Origin of the sequence: Bradyrhizobium sp. 2S1, from assembly GCF_011516625.5 — a bacterium.
Lineage (GTDB): Bacteria > Pseudomonadota > Alphaproteobacteria > Rhizobiales > Xanthobacteraceae > Bradyrhizobium > Bradyrhizobium septentrionale.
Genome location: NZ_CP147717.1, coordinates 8,428,798 through 8,444,496, shown reverse-complemented (window position 1 = coordinate 8,444,496; position 15,699 = coordinate 8,428,798). Strand labels below are relative to the sequence as shown.

Annotated in this window: 18 protein-coding genes and 1 pseudogene; 11 read left to right on the top strand and 8 right to left on the bottom strand. The window is 63.9% G+C overall.

Annotated elements, in window-relative coordinates; all coding sequences use genetic code 11:
* Positions 1 to 2: 2 nt before the first annotated feature.
* Positions 3 to 662 (top strand): aminoacyl--tRNA ligase-related protein, encoded by a 660-nt coding sequence (locus HAP54_RS39985; protein WP_224742013.1) that lies wholly within the window; start codon positions 3 to 5, stop codon positions 660 to 662.
* Positions 571 to 1,341, top strand: coding sequence for a His/Gly/Thr/Pro-type tRNA ligase C-terminal domain-containing protein (locus HAP54_RS39980; protein WP_312022782.1), 771 nt, complete (start codon positions 571 to 573; stop codon positions 1,339 to 1,341). Before HAP54_RS39985 ends, HAP54_RS39980 begins: the two co-directional genes overlap by 92 nt.
* Positions 1,342 to 1,377: 36 nt before the next feature.
* On the opposite strand, the gene HAP54_RS39975 is transcribed toward HAP54_RS39980, so the two are convergent.
* A complete protein-coding gene (locus tag HAP54_RS39975) occupies positions 1,378 to 1,890 on the bottom strand; it encodes a ParB N-terminal domain-containing protein (RefSeq protein ID WP_166306890.1) in 513 nt (170 codons plus the stop codon).
* A gap of 177 nt (positions 1,891 to 2,067) precedes the next feature.
* Positions 2,068 to 2,235, bottom strand: a complete 168-nt coding sequence (locus HAP54_RS39970) for a hypothetical protein (protein ID WP_166296607.1) — start codon at positions 2,233 to 2,235, stop codon at positions 2,068 to 2,070.
* A 195-nt stretch (positions 2,236 to 2,430) separates the two neighbouring features.
* On the opposite strand from HAP54_RS39970, the gene HAP54_RS39965 reads away from it, so the two are divergent.
* The gene (locus HAP54_RS39965; RefSeq protein ID WP_166296604.1) at positions 2,431 to 3,075 is read left to right on the top strand and encodes a hypothetical protein; all 645 of its coding nucleotides are present in this window, start codon (positions 2,431 to 2,433) and stop codon (positions 3,073 to 3,075) included.
* Positions 3,076 to 3,291: 216 nt separating this feature from the next.
* The gene (locus tag HAP54_RS39960) at positions 3,292 to 4,356 is read left to right on the top strand and encodes an IS630 family transposase (protein ID WP_166204319.1); all 1,065 of its coding nucleotides are present in this window, start codon (positions 3,292 to 3,294) and stop codon (positions 4,354 to 4,356) included.
* A gap of 9 nt (positions 4,357 to 4,365) precedes the next feature.
* On the opposite strand, the gene HAP54_RS39955 is transcribed toward HAP54_RS39960, so the two are convergent.
* Positions 4,366 to 5,586, bottom strand: a complete 1,221-nt coding sequence (locus tag HAP54_RS39955) for a histidine kinase (RefSeq protein ID WP_248114375.1) — start codon at positions 5,584 to 5,586, stop codon at positions 4,366 to 4,368.
* A gap of 37 nt (positions 5,587 to 5,623) precedes the next feature.
* On the opposite strand from HAP54_RS39955, the gene HAP54_RS39950 reads away from it, so the two are divergent.
* A complete protein-coding gene (locus HAP54_RS39950) occupies positions 5,624 to 6,268 on the top strand; it encodes a response regulator transcription factor (protein WP_166296601.1) in 645 nt (214 codons plus the stop codon).
* Positions 6,269 to 6,538: 270 nt separating this feature from the next.
* Here HAP54_RS39950 and HAP54_RS39945 read toward each other — a convergent pair.
* Together HAP54_RS39945 and HAP54_RS39940 are read right to left on the bottom strand one after the other, a co-directional pair.
* A pseudogene (locus HAP54_RS39945) lies at positions 6,539 to 7,303 on the bottom strand (IS5 family transposase).
* Positions 7,304 to 7,381: 78 nt separating this feature from the next.
* The gene (locus tag HAP54_RS39940) at positions 7,382 to 7,528 is read right to left on the bottom strand and encodes a hypothetical protein (RefSeq protein WP_166296598.1); all 147 of its coding nucleotides are present in this window, start codon (positions 7,526 to 7,528) and stop codon (positions 7,382 to 7,384) included.
* A 363-nt stretch (positions 7,529 to 7,891) separates the two neighbouring features.
* Here HAP54_RS39940 and HAP54_RS39935 point away from each other — a divergent pair, with 363 nt between their 5' ends.
* Entirely contained in the window at positions 7,892 to 9,151 is a 1,260-nt protein-coding gene (locus HAP54_RS39935) for an MFS transporter (protein ID WP_166296595.1), read from the top strand.
* Between the two features lie 99 nt (positions 9,152 to 9,250).
* Here HAP54_RS39935 and HAP54_RS39930 read toward each other — a convergent pair whose 3' ends face one another.
* Positions 9,251 to 10,021: an enoyl-CoA hydratase gene (locus HAP54_RS39930; protein ID WP_166296592.1), complete on the bottom strand. Its 771-nt coding sequence runs from the start codon at positions 10,019 to 10,021 to the stop codon at positions 9,251 to 9,253.
* A 134-nt stretch (positions 10,022 to 10,155) separates the two neighbouring features.
* Between HAP54_RS39930 and HAP54_RS39925 the strand changes: the two genes are divergently transcribed.
* A complete protein-coding gene (locus tag HAP54_RS39925; RefSeq protein ID WP_166296589.1) occupies positions 10,156 to 10,731 on the top strand; it encodes a PaaI family thioesterase in 576 nt (191 codons plus the stop codon).
* A gap of 60 nt (positions 10,732 to 10,791) precedes the next feature.
* Positions 10,792 to 11,403 carry a TetR/AcrR family transcriptional regulator gene (locus tag HAP54_RS39920; protein ID WP_166296587.1) on the top strand — a complete coding sequence of 204 codons (612 nt, stop codon included), beginning with the start codon at positions 10,792 to 10,794 and terminating at the stop codon, positions 11,401 to 11,403.
* Positions 11,404 to 11,431: 28 nt separating this feature from the next.
* Here the strand turns inward: HAP54_RS39920 and HAP54_RS39915 are convergent, their stop codons facing one another.
* The gene (locus HAP54_RS39915; protein ID WP_166296584.1) at positions 11,432 to 13,003 is read right to left on the bottom strand and encodes a winged helix-turn-helix domain-containing tetratricopeptide repeat protein; all 1,572 of its coding nucleotides are present in this window, start codon (positions 13,001 to 13,003) and stop codon (positions 11,432 to 11,434) included.
* A gap of 171 nt (positions 13,004 to 13,174) precedes the next feature.
* On the opposite strand from HAP54_RS39915, the gene HAP54_RS39910 reads away from it, so the two are divergent.
* Entirely contained in the window at positions 13,175 to 13,414 is a 240-nt protein-coding gene (locus HAP54_RS39910; protein WP_166296581.1) for a DUF1127 domain-containing protein, read from the top strand.
* 113 nt (positions 13,415 to 13,527) lie between these two features.
* Here HAP54_RS39910 and HAP54_RS39905 read toward each other — a convergent pair whose 3' ends face one another.
* Positions 13,528 to 14,433 carry a LysR substrate-binding domain-containing protein gene (locus HAP54_RS39905; RefSeq protein WP_166296578.1) on the bottom strand — a complete coding sequence of 302 codons (906 nt, stop codon included), beginning with the start codon at positions 14,431 to 14,433 and terminating at the stop codon, positions 13,528 to 13,530.
* Between the two features lie 103 nt (positions 14,434 to 14,536).
* On the opposite strand from HAP54_RS39905, the gene HAP54_RS39900 reads away from it, so the two are divergent.
* Together HAP54_RS39900 and HAP54_RS39895 are read left to right on the top strand one after the other, a co-directional pair.
* On the top strand, positions 14,537 to 15,430 hold the full coding sequence (locus HAP54_RS39900) for an acyl-CoA dehydrogenase family protein (RefSeq protein ID WP_166296575.1): 894 nt from the start codon (positions 14,537 to 14,539) through the stop codon (positions 15,428 to 15,430).
* On the top strand, positions 15,325 to 15,696 hold the full coding sequence (locus HAP54_RS39895) for a hypothetical protein (RefSeq protein ID WP_176422114.1): 372 nt from the start codon (positions 15,325 to 15,327) through the stop codon (positions 15,694 to 15,696). The genes HAP54_RS39900 and HAP54_RS39895 overlap by 106 nt, the downstream gene beginning before the upstream one ends.
* Positions 15,697 to 15,699: the final 3 nt, after the last annotated feature.

Sequence of the window (15,699 nt, the reverse complement as noted above, 5' to 3'; positions counted from 1 at the left end):
CGATCCGTTATGCCGAGTTCGGCGCCTGCCATCGCAACGAGCCGTCCGGCTCGCTGCACGGCATCATGCGGACGCGCGCGTTCGAGCAGGACGACGCGCATGTGTTCTGCCGCGAGCAGGACGTCGAGAGCGAAGTCGCGTGCTTCATCGCTCTGCTTGATGAGGTCTATCGCGAGCTCGGCTTTCCCGACTACGAGGTGGCGCTGGCGACGCGGCCCGCGCTGCGCGCCGGCGACGATGCGAGCTGGGACTGGTCGGAGGCGAAGCTCGGCGACGCCGCGCGGCGCTGCGGCCTCGCGCCGCAGATCAATCCGGGCGAAGGCGCGTTCTACGGACCGAAGCTGGAATTCGCGTTGCGCGACCGTCTCGGACGATCCTGGCAGTGCGGCACGGTGCAACTCGACAGTGTGCTGCCGGAGCGGCTCGAGGCGTCCTATATCGCTCCCGACGGCAGCCGTGCGACGCCGCTGATGATCCATCACGCCATCTTCGGATCGCTCGGCCGCATGATCGCGATCCTGCTCGAGCATCACGGCGGTGCGCTGCCGTTCTGGCTGTCGCCGGACCAGGTTGCGGTGGCGCCGATCGATCTCGCAAGAGCAGGCGGCGTATGGCGCGGACGTCAAGGCAGCGTTCGAGGATGCCGGGATCCGGGCTGTTGACTACGACGGCGCCGACACGCTGTCGCGACGCATCGTGGCGGCGCATGACATGGCGGTGCCTGTCATGGCGATCGTCGGCAGGCGCGAGATGAGGGAGGGCCGGGTGACCTTGCGCGAGCGCGACGGCGCGCAGGCCGACATGCCGCTGGCCGATGCGGTGTCCCGCCTGCAGGCGAGGGCGCGGCCGGGTGCCGTGATGGCTGAAGCGTTGAAGCCCGCGGATGCAGGTCCCAAGCGAGCAGGCGCCAGGATAAGGGGGTCTTCGCCCGTTGGCCCACTGCGGACCTGCCGATCGGCGGCGCTGCCAGACGCTTTCACCGCTTTTTCTTGGGCGCGGCTTCGCTGCTCGCGGCTGCCTCGCGCTCCAAACGCTCCGCCTTCAATCGCTCACGGTTCGCATGAAACGCGTTCTGGACGCGTTGGTGTTCCGATGTCGCGCTCTTGGTCCCAGCTGCCCGGAACGCCTTTTGGGCCTCGCGCTGAGCCTGGGTGGGTCTCCTCGACTCATGGGTGTAAGGCATTTCTTCCTCCTTACCGGGGCAGTGCTCCCGACTTGGGCTCTCAGGGGCGTCGCTTGCCGGAGGCAAGAAGTCTACTCCCGATTCGCCCTAAAGTTCCATTTTGCGGTGCAGCGGATCGCACGCAGCGTTCGAAGACGCTGTCTTGTGTGCACCTCTGAGCATACGCGGAAGGCAGAAGGGGTGTCAGCCGGCAATCAATAGCGACCACCATCGCGCTTCTGTTGTGTGAGCCATTCCGACAGGGTCTTGGTTTTTGATCCTGGTTCGGCCGACGCCCCTCGTCTGATGCTCCCGCCGGAACGCGTTGTCCGAAGCCCGGTTGATTGAGTTTCCGTGACTGCCTCCGCGGAAGCGGTCGATCTCTCCGCAGCTTCCTTTTCGAGGCGCAGCTTTTTCAATCGCGCCATCTTGTCCCGCTCGGCCTCAGTTTCAGCTGTGTCCGACAACAGCGCCTTGTGGTGAGCGGTCTCTGCTGAACCCAGGACTCCGATAATCGTCGTCTCGCCAAGCGCCTTGCAGGCCTCGAGCCGATGCAATCCCTCGAGCAGAACGAGCCGGCCTTCGTCAGGCCGAACGAGAATGGGAATCTGTTGTCCTGATTCCAGAATACTCGCCGCGATTTCCTGAACGAGCTCAGGCCTCAGCGTTTTCCTCTTCTTGATGGGAACGTAAATCTGGTCGATTGGAAGACTTTCCGGGTCGAGCACAGTCATACTCCCTCCTCAGGGTCCGTCCACAATACGGTTTAGGGATGAAGCGCTATGCCGCCAAGGGATTTCTAAGGCATTTTTCATCCTGCGCTGCGGCGATCTGCACGAGTTCTTCTGCACTTGTCGCGGCCCGGGAGCGCGGTCCCGCATTCGATGCCACAAGGCCGGCGTGCCTCAGTCCGAACGCCACGCGCCGAGCAGGAATCGCCGCTTCGGTGTGGCGCCTGCCTGCTTGTGCAGATCGGGCAGATCGACGGCGTAACGCTTCATCAGGAGCCGGATTGCGACCCCAAGGATCACAAAGGGCGTCAGATAGATCGCGAAAACTTCGAAGGCTGTCATGTGGTCCTCCGCAGCTTTGAAGCGGGCATGCTACCCCAAAAGCCAGCACGGCGGCACCTAAAACTGTACCGGTCACGCTGGGTCCGCGTTAACCGAATTCCCGAACGCCGATCAATTCAAGGTTGCGGCATGGTGGGTCCGTTTACCGACCGGATGCTAGGCATCGCCGATTGTGCAATGGAAAGTCATATCGCAATGTCCGTCATCGCTGTCGAGCAGTCGTCCGTGCGCATTCCGCTCTCCGTGAAGATCGGCTTCAGCGCCTTCATGGCCGTCCTGGTGCCGGTGTACACATATTCCTACGGGCCGACGAATTTTCTGTATTTCTGCGACGTCTGCCTGATCCTCACTTTGATCGGGGTCTGGACCGAAAGCGCGCTCTTGATTTCGATGTGCGCCGTCGGGCTGCTGGTGCCGCAGACCGTCTGGGTGATCGACTTCCTCGCGCATGTCGCCGGCTTTTCGCTGACCGGAATGACCGATTACATGTTCGACTCGAACCTCTCGCTGTTCCTGCGCTTCCTGTCGGGCTTCCACGGCTGGCTGCCGTTCCTGCTGCTGATCCTGGTCTGGCGTCTCGGTTACGACCAGCGCGCGCTGATCGCCTGGAGCGTGCTGGCGTGGGCGCTGCTGCTGCTCTGCTACTTCGTGATGCCGCCACCACGGCCGGACCCGGGCATGTCCCCGGTCAACATCAACTACGTCTTCGGCACCAGCGACAGGGCGCCGCAAGGCTTCGTGCCGCCGCTGGTGTGGCTCGCCGGCCTGATGATCGGCCTTCCGCTGCTCGCCTTCATTCCCACCCACTTCATGCTGCGGCGCGCCGTGCCGCGGACGTGAAGGACGTCGGCTTCCGCAGATCGAAGACCCCGCCGCTGATGCCACCGCGGCATGGCGGCATGCGGCGGCGCCGGAGTACGATCCGCTGTATCGGCATCCGCGGATGCGTTAACATCCAGCGGCGCCGTCGTTGCAGAACGAGCCGGGGCGGCGGCGCGGTCTGGCCGGCACTAGTACCTACTGTTCTTAAAGCGTGAGTCGTGATTCAAGGTCGGGATGATACCCGAAGCAAGAGAAGTCCACCTTTCGAGGAAAGATCGCAAGGTGCTTGAGGCGTGTTGCCGCTCCCCGGTGACGTTGCAGCGCGATTTGAAGCGGGCGCGGATAGTTCTGTTGGCGGCGGATGGACGCAGCACTCGGTCGATCGCCAAGGAAGTTGGGGTCCAGCCGCGGATTGTCAGCCTTTGGCGGCATCGCTATGCCGACCAAGGCCTTGAAGGGCTGCAAGACAAGCCGCGACCGGGCAAGCAGCCAATCTATACGAAGGCCACCGACAAGCGGATTCTGAAGCTGCTGGACAAGCCGCCGCCGGACGGGTTCGCACGCTGGACCGGGCCCCTGCTGGCCGGGGCGCTGGGCGATGTTGACGTCCAATATGTCTGGCGGTTCCTGCGCAGCCACAAGATTGACCTCGCGGCTCGTAAGTCCTGGTGTGAGAGCAACGACCCGAACTTTACGGCCAAAGCCGCCGATGTTGTCGGCCTCTATGTCGCCCCGCCCGCGAAGGCCATTGTGCTGTGCGTGGACGAGAAGCCCTCGATCCAGGCTTTGGAGCGAGCGCAGGGTTATCTGAAGTTGCCCAATGGCCGCGCCTTGACCGGCCAGAGCCACGATTACAAGCGGCATGGCACCACAACATTGTTTGCGGCGCTCGAAGTCGCCACCGGAAAGATCATCGCGGCGCATTCAAAACGCCGACGCCGCGTCGAGTTTCTCGACTTCATGAACAGCGTCACCGCGGCTTTTCCGAACCGGAAGCTTCACGTCATCCTCGACAACCTCAACACCCACAAGAAGAACGAGCATTGGCTCAAGGCCCACCCCAACGTGCAATTTCATTTCACGCCGACAAGTGCGTCTTGGCTCAATCAGGTCGAGGTATGGTTTTCGATCTTGCAGGGGCAGTCGCTCAGCGGCACCTCCTTCACAAGCCTCACGCAGCTTCAGGAGCACATCGATGCCTACGTCAACGCATACAACGACAGAGCCGAGCCCTTCGTCTGGACCAAGAAAAAGGTCCGTCAACGCCGTTTCAAAGGCCGCCGTATCACTCAGCTCTGATTCTGGGTACTAGTGCGCAGGCAATCGATTGTTGTGGAGTTCATTTGACCAAGCACTTTGACGAGATGGCCGTCGTGGTGGACTGGCTCGACTGCTGCAGGAGCCGCGATCTCGAGGCGCTGCTCGACTACTACGGTAGGCGGTTTGCGAGAGCAGGCCGTCGAGATCATTCAGACGCTGATCGATCTGCGATTGAAGGCTGAGGCCGGGAGCCTGGGATTTGGCATTGCGCAGCAACGCCTGCACGCTGGCCACTAGTCCCAGCTCCGTGACGTAGAGCGGGCTCAGTCCCTCCAGCACGCGCCGGTTGGCCTGCTGCAGGGCCTCGGCCGCGCTGAGGATGCCATGCGCCGGCGAGCCGGGCTCGGGAGGGCCCTCGGCCTCGGCCAGCGCCGTGGCGTTGGCGCGGATGGCGAACAGCAGCGGGCCCATCTCGTCATGCAGTTCGCGGGCGAGCTCGCGGCGCTCGTCGTCCTGCACCGCAACGAGCTTGCGCAGCAGCTCGCGATTGTCCTGGCTGAACCGCCTCAGCGTCGCGGCGAGCTGGTTGGCTTCCGCGCAGCTGTTGCGGATCTCGGGCGGGCCGGCCAATGGAATGGCGGCATCGTATTCGCCGTTTCGCATCCGGGTCAGGCCGGCGCCGAGCTGGGCCAGCGGGCGCAGCGCGGTGCCTGTCGTGAAATAGGCGCTGAGTGCGGCGAGCTGCATCAGCGCCATACCGGACGCCACGATGGCCAGGAAGCCCACCCATTTCTCGGAGATTTCGGCGGAAAGGTTGGGGCTGAAAACGATATCGCCCACATGCGCAGGTCCGATTTTGACCGGATGCGTTGAGCCAAGTTGGGGGACCTGCAGCAGAGCCGTGAACCAGGCGGGAACGTTGCCGCGATCGGTGTCCGAGGCCGTGCGGTGCGGCCTCGACCCCGACGGCACGAACTCGATCGCAGAAAGCGTGCCGAGCCCGCCCGCGAACGCATTGAGGGTCTGCTGCGGGTTGTGCGCAGCCGCGAGTGCGGCATTCAGGGCATCGGCTACAAGCTGGGCGGAGCGCGCACCCTGGGCGTTCTCCTGCTCGAATTGCTCGGGTGAAAAGGTCTGCAGGGCGAAGCCGGCGAACATCAGTGCGCCGATCATCATCGCCGCCATCGGCAGCAACAGCCGGGCGCGAAGGGAGAGGCGGGTCCAGAGTTTCGGCACGTCGGGCTCCGTTTTGGCGATTTCGCTTCCCATTCCCGCGCGAAGTTTCTATCAAGGCGGAGGGGTAGTCATGCACGAAACGGCCAAATCAGCCACCAGGGTATTGATCGTTGACGACCATCCGGTCGTGGTCTCGGGCTGCCGCTCCCTGTTTGCCTCCGACAAGACGGTCAAGATCGACGAGGCCGCCGATGCCAAGGCCGGCCATCGTGCCTTCATGCAGAAGCGGCCCGACGTCACCGTCATCGACATCAAGCTTCCCGATGTCTCCGGGTTCGCGCTGCTGCGCAGGATCCGCAAGGACGATCCGGACGCCCGCATCATCATGTTCAGCATGAATGACGACCCCGCATTCGTGGTGCGGGCCGTGGAGATGGGTGCGCAGGGCTACCTCTCGAAGAGCGACGATCCGCGCCTGTTCGTGAAGGCGGTGCGCAAGGTCGCGGCCGGCGAGCGGTTCATCTCGCCGCATCTCGCGGAGGCGATCGCCTTCGCCGGCGCCGCGATCAAGGCCAACCCCGCCTCACAGATGTCGGCGCGGGAACTGGAGATCCTGCGGCTGCTGGGCCGCGGCGACAAGATCGTCGATGTCGCCTCCGCGCTCGGCATCTCCTACAAGACCGTCGCCAACACCACCTCGCTGCTCAAGCAGAAGCTCGGCGCCAAGAACCACTCCGACCTGGTGCGGATCGCGGTCGAGCTGGAGCTGGGCTGAGCTTTGCGGAAGACGGCCATTCCTGCCTTTCGGGAAAAATATGCAGCCGGCTGGAACTGTTTGTCTCTGTCCTGTCCCGGTTGATGCTGTGCGTTAAGACACAATCAACTTCCCAATAAGACTCCGGCGCAGCTCCCCGGCTGCGCCGGAGCTAATTTTTGTGTGCAGTGGTGGAGCAGGAACGAGATCAGGCGCGGCGGTCGCGCCGCGCGGGAGACCACAGGCCTGAAAGAGCGTTGGTACCTGAACCCGCGCTAGGTGGTGTGGACACTAGCGCATCCATAGAACGATGGCTGCGAGAGTGACGACGGCCCGGTAGTTCCGGGCCGTTTTTTCGAAGCGGGTTGCGACGCGGCGGAACTGCTTGAGCTTTGAGAAGCAGCATTCGACGAGATGACGCTGGGCATAGAAATGCTTGTCGAGTGGATATTTGAGCGCGCGTGACGGGTTGTTGGGGATCACGGCGAGCGCGCCTTTGGCGGCGATGGCTTGGCGCAAGTGATCGGCGTCATAGGCCGTATCGGCCATGACGACCTCGGCGGATAAGCCTTCGATCAATGCGGCGGCTTGCGGTGCATCGCCCTTCTGACCTGCGGTGAGCTTGAACCGCACCGGACATCCCAAGCCTCGAACGGCCATATTGTATCTTGGTGCTCAGGCCGCCGCGCGAGCGGCCGATCGCTTGATCTTCCGCTTGATCTTCAGACCCCCCTTTTTGGCGCCGGCGGCGTGCTGATGCGCCCGAACGATGGTGGAATCGACGATCAGATATTCGAAGTCCGGATCATCGGACATCGCCTCGAAGATCCGCCACCAAACACCCTTGATGCTCCATCGACTGAAGCGCCGGAACACGCTGTTCCAGTCCCCAACCTCCGGAAGATCGCGCCAGGGAGACCCCGTACGCACGATCCACAGCACACCTTCCACGAACATCCGGTTGTCGCGCCCGGTGGAGCCCTTCTGATCGGGGCGCCCTATGATCAGCGGCGCTATCCGCTCCCACGCCGCGTCGCTCAATACCAAACGGTCCATCACACCCAAGGCGGCCTCCCCAAAAGCAGCCTTGAATCTGATTTGCTCCTAAAAGGGAATCCTTAGAGTCCACGCCACCTAGAGCGGGGCCCGGACCTGCGGCACGGCCGGCATTGCAGGGCTCCTTGCCGCCCGGGACTCGACGAACAGGCTGGATGTGACGATCAGCGCGATCGAGAACAACGCCACCACCGACATGCATGCGACCTGATCGCCAGCGCCCATTTCGCTCCTCCGCGGTTGCTTCGAATGGAGAACTTGGGGGAGATCGGTTCGTTCCTGTGATCGGGAAAAACCAGCAATACTCGCTTCGTCGTTGCCGGCGCTTCCGCCAACGCATGATCGGCTGCGGCTGATTCGGACCGGGTTTGACGCGAGGCCGTGACGCGAGCGGTGCGAAGAGGGCCGCGCCCGGCATGGCCGCATGCGGCGGCCGCGATTGACAGGGGCGGCGTTGGCGCTACGCTTCCGGCACAGGGAAGTTTTCCCAAACGTTTGCAATCAAGACCGGACCCATCACGACCAGACTAAGAGCCAACCAAGAACCAAGAACAAGGGCAGGAACGCCGTGAAACGCGTCATCGCGTCTTGAGCGGAGCCACGCGGACCTCCGCGCTCGCGCCATTTCGCATCCGCAGCTATCGCTTTCAATGGCCGTCCGATTTGCTCACCTCGTGGGCGTTCGAGGTCGAGACGCTGGTGCTCGGCTGGTACATCATGGTCGAGACCGGCTCGGTCTTGCTGCTGACCGTGCTCGCCTCGCTGCAATATGTCGGCACGCTGGTCGCGCCTGTGGTCGGCATGATCGGCGACCGCATGGGGCATCGCGATCTGCTCGCCGTGATGCGCTTTGCCTATACCGTACTCGCCGGCACCATCATGACGCTGGCGCTGACGGGGCATCTGGCGCCCTTGAACGTCATGATCATCGTCGCGATCATGGGCGTGATCCGCCCGTCGGATCTCGGCGTGCGCGGCGCGCTGCTCGCCGACATCATGCCGCCGGAGCGACTGGTCGGCGCCATCAGCCTGGCACGCACCACGCAGGATTCGGCGCGGATCGCCGGCGCGCTGACCGGGGCCGGATTGTTCGCGGCGCTTGGCATCGGCTATGTCTATGTCGGGATCGCCGGCTTCTATTTCATCGCGGCGATCCTGATGCTGTGCATGGGCCGTCCGAAATCACACGGCGCAGCCGATCTCGCGGCCGACGATCTGCCGGGTTCAAAACTGCTGCGGGACCTCAAGGAGGGCATTTTCTATGCCTGGAGCGGCCCGGGCATGCGCGCCGCGCTGTATGTTGCGTTCCTCGCCAATCTGACCGCGTTTCCGCTCACCAACGGCTTATTGCCCTATGTCGCGCGCGACATCTTCCACACCGACCAGACCGGGCTCGGCTATCTCTCGGCGAGTTTTGCGGTCGGCTCGCTGATCGGCTCGATCACGCTCAGCATGGCCGGCGGCGTGCGCATCGCGCGGCTCCTGATCGGCGCGACCTTGGCCTGGTACGCAATGCTCTTGGTGTTCGTCGAGCTCAGGACCATGCCGGTGGCGATGGCCTGCCTGGTGCTGGCCGGCATCGCGCAGAGCATGTCGATGATCTCGGCGGCGGTGATGCTGATGCGCAATGCCAGCGCGCATCTGCGCGGCCGCGTAATGGGCGTGCGCATGATGGTGATCTACGGCCTGCCGCTCGGCCTGCTCGCGGCCGGCAGCCTGATCGACCTGATCGGCTACACCGCAACCGGCACGCTGCTCGCCGCTGCCGGCTTCATCGCGATGCTGGCGATCGCACTGCACTGGCGCGCCGACCTCTGGCCGACGCATGCGCCGGCGAATGCAAGGTGAGGGGATGACGTCAGCGTAGCCCGGATGAGCGGAGCGAAATCCGGGGACAGACGATCCCGCATGTCGCTGCGCTCATGCGGGCTACAAGATGTCGCCCGCCTACCGCTTCCGATCCAAAAACCCCTGCAGCAGGCGCTGCGGCTCGCCGGTCTGGAAGGATTTGCCGAACACGTCGACGCTCAGATTCACCGACTCGGTCAGCGGCAGCTCTTCCCATTGCCGCAGCAAATCCTTCTGGATGCGCAGCGCTTCGGGACCGCATTCCAGCAGCGCCTTGACGGTGTGCTCGACGGCGTCGTCGAGGCCGCCGGGCTTTGCGACGGTGTCGACCAGGCCCCAGGCCAGTGCGGTCGGCGCGTCGATATTCTCCGCGGTCATCATCAGCCAGCGGGCGTGGCCCCAGCCGATCAGGCGCGGCAATAGCGCAGCGTGAATCACCGAGGGGATGCCGACGCGCACCTCGGGCATGCCGAACATCGCGTCATGCGCCGCGATACGGACGTCGCAGGCGGCCGCGACCTCGAGCCCGCCGCCGAGGCACCAGCCGGGCAGGCGGGCAATCACCGGCGCCGGGAATTTGCGCACGGCCTCGCAGAGGTCGCGCAGGCGGCTGATGAACGCTTCCGCGGATTTTTGGTCGAGCTTCGCCATCTCCTTGATGTCGGCGCCGCCGATCATGCTGCGCTCGCTTTCGCCTACGAGAATCACCGCGCGGATGCCGCGGTCGGCGGCGAGGTGCTCAAAACCCTCGCGCACACCGTTGGTCACGGCCGAACTGACGATGTTCAGCTTGCCGGCGTTGCAGATTGTGAGGCGGACGACGCCTCTGGCGTCGCGGTCGATGCCGCAGTGGGGGTTGAGCATGTCCATGGAAAAAGTCCCGGCGCAGGAATTGGTTCGCGCCATGTCCCGGACAAGCGCGCCTCTGTCAAGGGACCGGACTGGCGGTTGCGCCGCAGGGCGCGCATCTATAGAATTATATTCATCATACCAATGGAGCCGTCATGACCGCCGCCGAGACATCAGACCTTCATTCACCCGATCTGATGCGTACCCGCGTGGTGGAGTGGCAGGCGCCCGGGCCGGTCGCGAAGGCGGCGATGCCGATGTCCGGCATCGAGGCGATGCGCGCGATCCGTGACGGCCGGTTGCCGCCGCCGCCGATGGCGAAGCTGATCGGCTTTCGCATGGCCGTGGTCGAGCCCGAGCGGATCGTTATGGAACTCGAGCCGCATGAGAGCCTGGAGAACACCATCGGTCTGCTGCACGGCGCGACCGCCGCGGCGCTGCTCGACACCGCGATGGGTTGCGCGATCTCGACGGTGCTGCCGGCGGGGCAGACTTCGGTGACGCTCGACCTCAAGCTGACCTATCTGCGCCCGCTGTCGGTGCGCTCCGGCACCATTTCGGCGGAGGGCAGGGTAATCAAGCTCGGGCGGCAGACCAGCTACACTGAAGGCTTCGTTCGCGACGGCAGGGGCAATCTTGCGGTGCACGCGACTGCGACATTTTCCATGCTCGGCGGGGAACCCAAGACTCTGGGCAACAGTCGGGACCAGACACCGAATGAGACGAAATAAATGCAGCAACGCGGCCGCAAATCTGCTATTATATGATTAGAAACATTCCATGAGAGCGGCATGCGCTATTCGAAAGAGCACAAGCAGGAGACCCACGCGCGGATCGTGAAGAAGGCCGCGACGCGGCTGCGCGAGCGGGGTGCCCATGGCATCGGCGTCGCCGACCTGATGAAGGATGCCGGGCTGACCCATGGCGGCTTCTACGCGCATTTCGATTCGCGCGAGGCGCTGGTGATCGAGGCCTTCAGCTATGCGATGGACCGCGCCATCGAGCGCTGGCGCAAGGTCGCGGCGGACATACCGCCGGAGAAGCGGCTGTCGACCATCATCGACGGCTATCTGTCGGCGGTGCATCGCGACGATCCCGGCCAGGGCTGCGCGATCCCGGCGCTCGGCGCCGAGATCGCCCGCGAGAGCCCGAAGACCCGCAAAGCCTTTGCCCTCAAGCTCGACCAGATGATCGACATGATCGCCGACCAGATCCCCGACGTGCCGCGCAAGGCCGCGCGCAAGCAGGCGATGGCGGTTCTCGCGACCATGATGGGCACCATCGTGATGTCGCGGATCTCGGGCAACGGCGAAATGTCCGACGAGATCTTGAGTGCGGGCCGCGAGGCGGCACTCGGCCGCGTCGTCTCGGCCAAGGCGCCGGCGAAGAAGAAGGTGAATTAGGACGTAAGGGCGGGCCGCGACCTCACGATCATTCCGGAAGCCCCGCTTCGTGAAGGCCCTTGGCAAAAAGGGCAATATCCTCCGCTCGACGAAATGGTGCCAGATCTCCAAGGTTAGAGATGCGCAAATCGGGATTGCATTCGCGTGCACGTGCGATGCCTTTTTGTGCCAGTTCGAGGCGTCCGGTGAGCGCATTGCTTGCTGCGAAAATGCAGATTGCCAGCAGGAAATCCGGATTGTCGCGCAATGCCTTTTCGGCCCCTGACGACGCCAGATCATAGCGGCCCGAGAGAAAATGAGCGTACGACATGGCTCCGTGCATTGCGTACATAGACGGATCGAGCGGGCTCAGGCGCATGGCACGCGCAGCGTAGTCAAGTGCGAGGTCGGGCTCACCTCTAAAAGCTCTCACCCAGGCACCAAGATTCCAAGCGTGCGCCAGGTTCGGATTGATCGACAGTCCGCGATCCACGAAAGCAATAGCATCATCGAACTCATGGGCGATAAAGGCGAGTACGTATGCACCCATACACATCGCTGCGGGGTCATCTGCTCCCAGATGCACTGCTTTCCAGCCTAGCCGCGTAGCTTCCGCACTTTCCTGCTCACGATCGATCATCCAGCGACGCGCTTTGCGCTGGATGTAGCACCATCCGGCCATGCCATAGGCGCACGCCAGACCGGGGTCGAGCTCGATCGCCTTGCAAAAGAGCAGGAGTGCTTCGCTGTTCGCTTCCCTGGTCCAGCGACGAACGCTCGCCAACCCACGCAGGTAATAGTCGTATGCATCCAGGTTCTCGGTCGGCTTGCGCCTGGCTCGCCTGATTTCCTCGCGCTGCAGCATGGGCGCGATGGCACCCACGACGGTAGAGGTGACCTGGTCCTGCAAATCGAAGATATCCTCGAGCGCACCATCAAAACGGTCGGCCCAGAGATGCGCGCCGGTTTCGGCATCGATCAGCTGACCGGCGATACGAATACGATTTCCGGCCTTGCGCACGCTCCCTTCGAGGACATAGCGCACCGCGAGTTCGCGGCCGACCTGCTTGATGTCCACGGGCCGGCCCTTGTAGGTGAAGCTCGAATTGCGCGCGATCACGAGCAGCCAACGAAACCGCGACAGTGCCATCGTGATATCTTCCACGACGCCATCGGCGAAATACTCTTGCTCCGGGTCGGCACTCAGGTTCTGGAAGGGCAGCACGGCGATCGAAGGTTTGTCGGGGAGCGCGACGGTTGGCTTCGATAGTTCCAGCTCAGCGCCGGCCGTTGCCGCGCTTGCCGGCCCCCGATCTTCCCGGACCGCACCGACGAACCGGAAACCTTCGCGTGGCAGTGTCTTGATCAGGCGCTGTTGTTCGCCGGAATCACCGATTGCGCTGCGCGCGACGTTGAGGCGTGTGGTCAGCGCTGCATCGGACACGCTGCGCCCGTTCCAGATGGCGTCGATGACGTCGTCCTTGCTGACGACGCGCTCCCTGTTGCGGATCAGAAAGTCGAGCAGGTCGAATACCTGTGGCGTGACGGAGACCACCTCCGCCCCGCGATGCAGCTCGCGCCGGTCAGTGTCGAGTGCGTACTCCTCGAAGAGATAGCGCAAGCCGCGAATCCCTTGGGTGTGCCTCCGATGATCGTCATGAGGCGCCTTGGCACCGCCTGGAGCGCCAAGAATAAGCCGCCGGTGAGGAAAATGTAAGCCGCCGGTGAAGCGCGCGCGCTCATGCCGCGGCACCTTGTGCGGGTGAAGAGAACGTATCCCGGAGGTGCTGCAATGAGCACGACCTACAGTCCAACGCGTTCAGCCCGGACCACCGCATCGACGCCGCGCGGCCCCGGCGCCTTCAGGGGTTTTTGGGATGCAATCCAGGAATGGCGCAAATGGGAGCGGCTGCGCGCCGATCTCGCCAGTTTGAGCGATCGGGAGCTCATCGATATCGGGATTTCCCGTGGCGAGATCGACCACGTCGCCGGGAACCGGGACACCGACCCGCGGGGCATCCGATCCGCCTGACGATGTCGATATCCGGCGGCGGTCGGAATTGGACACAACCATGCGTCTCCTGGCGCAGATGCCCGCCCTGAACGGTCGGTTACGCTTCCCGCCTATGCTCTGCCGCAGGCGGGCTATCCGGCGGCCTGTGCCCAGTTGATGAACGCCGTGATCAAGTCCGTCTTCGGGTGTCCTGCGCGGTGCACGATGTAGAATCCGTAACCCGGCAGCTTGATCCGGGAGACCGGCACCAGCGTGCCGTTTGCGAGTTCGGGACCGATCAGGACGGTGCTGCAGATCGCCACGCCCTGGCCGGCGACCGTGGCCTCGATCGCATGCAGTTCCTCGCGAAAGCTCAGACTTGGCAGCGCCGCGAAATCGGGCGCGGAGCGATGGCGTCGGCTGGCGACGCGTTGCCAGTGCTGCCAGCGCGGCGCATCAAGATCGGCCGGTGGCCATTCGGCTTCGATCAGGGGAAATCGCGCCAGTTCGGCTGGGCTCAACGGTCGCTTGAGGTTGCCGACCAGCCGGGGACTGGCGACGACATAGAATTCGTCGCGAAGCAGCTCGACGGAGGGGCCGCCCGGCGGCGCCTTGCGGGCGTAGCGAACGGCAATGTCGGCCTCTCCGCTATCGAGATCGAGCACCGTGTCAGTGCCGATGATGTCGAGCTTCAGGCGTGGATAGGCGTCCCGCCAGTCGGGCAATCGCGGCACTAGCCACCGTGCGGTGAATGCGTTGGTCGCGGTCAGGCGGAGTCGTCCGCTTGTGCCGCCGCTTCGTATCCCGCTCAGCGCCTCGGCGAAGGTTTCGAAGCCGTCGCGAACTACGGGGAACAGCTGTTGTCCGGCGCGCGTGAGCGCCAGCGGCCGCGGCCGGCGGCGGAACAGCGACTGGCCGCAGTGACGCTCCAGCAATTTCAGCTGGTGGCTGATTGCGGTTGGCGTGACGCCCAACTCGGCCGCAGCCAGCTTGAAACTGAGGTGGCGGGCGGCGGCCTCGAACGCGCGCAGTTCGGTCAGCGGCGGCAATTTGCGCATGCGGCATTGTAGATGAATTCAGTTCACCTGCACCTGAATTCTTCGGATTTGCCGTGGCAGTTCCTGCTTTCTAGACTGCCTGTCGCGCGTGATGGAGGTGTCCATGCTGATGACGGCTCACACCGGTGTGTCGGATTATCTGGCCGCCGTGCAACGGCTCGTGCCTCTCATCGACGAGCATCGAGGAAGCTTCGATACGGAGCGCAGGATCCCCGATGCAGTGTTCATCGCGCTGGCCGAGGCCGGACTATTCCGCCTCTATCTGCCGAAGATACTGGGCGGTCCCGAACTGTCACCGTTCGATTTCATGAACGTCGTCGAAGCCGCTTGCGCGCTTGACGGTTCGGTCGGCTGGCTGGTTGGCAACGGCGCTGGAATGAGCCGGACCGGTGGCTATCTGCCGGAAGCGGTGGTTCGCGACTGGTTCGCCGACCCTCACACGTTCATTGCCAGCGCGACCGGAGCCGTCGGCGTGGCGGAACGCGTGGCCGGAGGCTATCGCGTCAGCGGGCGGTGGCCGTTTGGCAGCGGCGCCCATCACGCCACCAGGTTCATGGGACTGGCCAGCGTCAAGTCCGCCGACGGTGAGAGCGAGCCGCCATTGTGCTGCTATTTCGCGAAGTGCGATGTCACCGTTCACGACAACTGGTTCGTTTCCGGTCTGCGCGCCACCGGCAGCTGCGATTTTGAAGTCCGCGACGTCTTTGTCTCCGCCGACCACTCGCATCCGTTGGTCGACTTCAAGCCGACGCAACCGGGATTGATCTACCGCTTGCCCGGCCTGTCGGCCTTTGCATCGACCATCTCGGCCGTTCCACTCGGGATCGCGCGGGGGGCGATCGACGCATTTATTGCGCTTGCCGGCCGCAAGACGCGCGCTTGGGCAGCACCATGTTGCTGCGCGAGAGCGAGCTCGTTCAGGCGATGGTGGGGCGCGCGGAAACGGCGCTGCACGCCGCGCGTGCCTTGCTGGTCGATGCCATGGCGGAGCTCATGACGGCGACCGATATCGGCGGGGATCGTCTCTTGCAGGCGCGCGCCGCGTTTCGAGCGGCCTGCAGCAATGCAACCGAATGCGCGCTGCAGATTGTCGATAGCATCGCGGCCAACGCCGGCACCGCGGCCATCTTCGAGTCCGGAAAGCTGGAGCGTGCGGTTCGCGACGCCCAGGCGGCGGCCAAGCATGTGGCGGTCAGTCCAAACAACTACACCATCGTCGGGCGGCTTGCGCTGGGGCTCGAATCCGGCACCACGCGCGTCTGACCA

Bases quoted from the DNA above. Each gene is read 5' to 3' on its own strand.
- HAP54_RS39970 (WP_166296607.1), bottom strand. From the start codon at position 2,235: ATGACAGCCTTCGAAGTTTTCGCGATCTATCTGACGCCCTTTGTGATC.
- HAP54_RS39965 (WP_166296604.1), top strand. From the start codon at position 2,431: ATGTCCGTCATCGCTGTCGAGCAGTCGTCCGTGCGCATTCCGCTCTCC.
- HAP54_RS39960 (WP_166204319.1), top strand. From the start codon at position 3,292: ATGATACCCGAAGCAAGAGAAGTCCACCTTTCGAGGAAAGATCGCAAG.
- HAP54_RS39955 (WP_248114375.1), bottom strand. From the start codon at position 5,586: ATGGGAAGCGAAATCGCCAAAACGGAGCCCGACGTGCCGAAACTCTGG.
- HAP54_RS39950 (WP_166296601.1), top strand. From the start codon at position 5,624: ATGCACGAAACGGCCAAATCAGCCACCAGGGTATTGATCGTTGACGAC.
- HAP54_RS39940 (WP_166296598.1), bottom strand. From the start codon at position 7,528: ATGGGCGCTGGCGATCAGGTCGCATGCATGTCGGTGGTGGCGTTGTTC.
- HAP54_RS39930 (WP_166296592.1), bottom strand. From the start codon at position 10,021: ATGGACATGCTCAACCCCCACTGCGGCATCGACCGCGACGCCAGAGGC.
- HAP54_RS39925 (WP_166296589.1), top strand. From the start codon at position 10,156: ATGACCGCCGCCGAGACATCAGACCTTCATTCACCCGATCTGATGCGT.
- HAP54_RS39920 (WP_166296587.1), top strand. From the start codon at position 10,792: ATGCGCTATTCGAAAGAGCACAAGCAGGAGACCCACGCGCGGATCGTG.
- HAP54_RS39910 (WP_166296581.1), top strand. From the start codon at position 13,175: ATGAGCACGACCTACAGTCCAACGCGTTCAGCCCGGACCACCGCATCG.
- HAP54_RS39905 (WP_166296578.1), bottom strand. From the start codon at position 14,433: ATGCGCAAATTGCCGCCGCTGACCGAACTGCGCGCGTTCGAGGCCGCC.
- HAP54_RS39900 (WP_166296575.1), top strand. From the start codon at position 14,537: ATGCTGATGACGGCTCACACCGGTGTGTCGGATTATCTGGCCGCCGTG.
- HAP54_RS39895 (WP_176422114.1), top strand. From the start codon at position 15,325: ATGTTGCTGCGCGAGAGCGAGCTCGTTCAGGCGATGGTGGGGCGCGCG.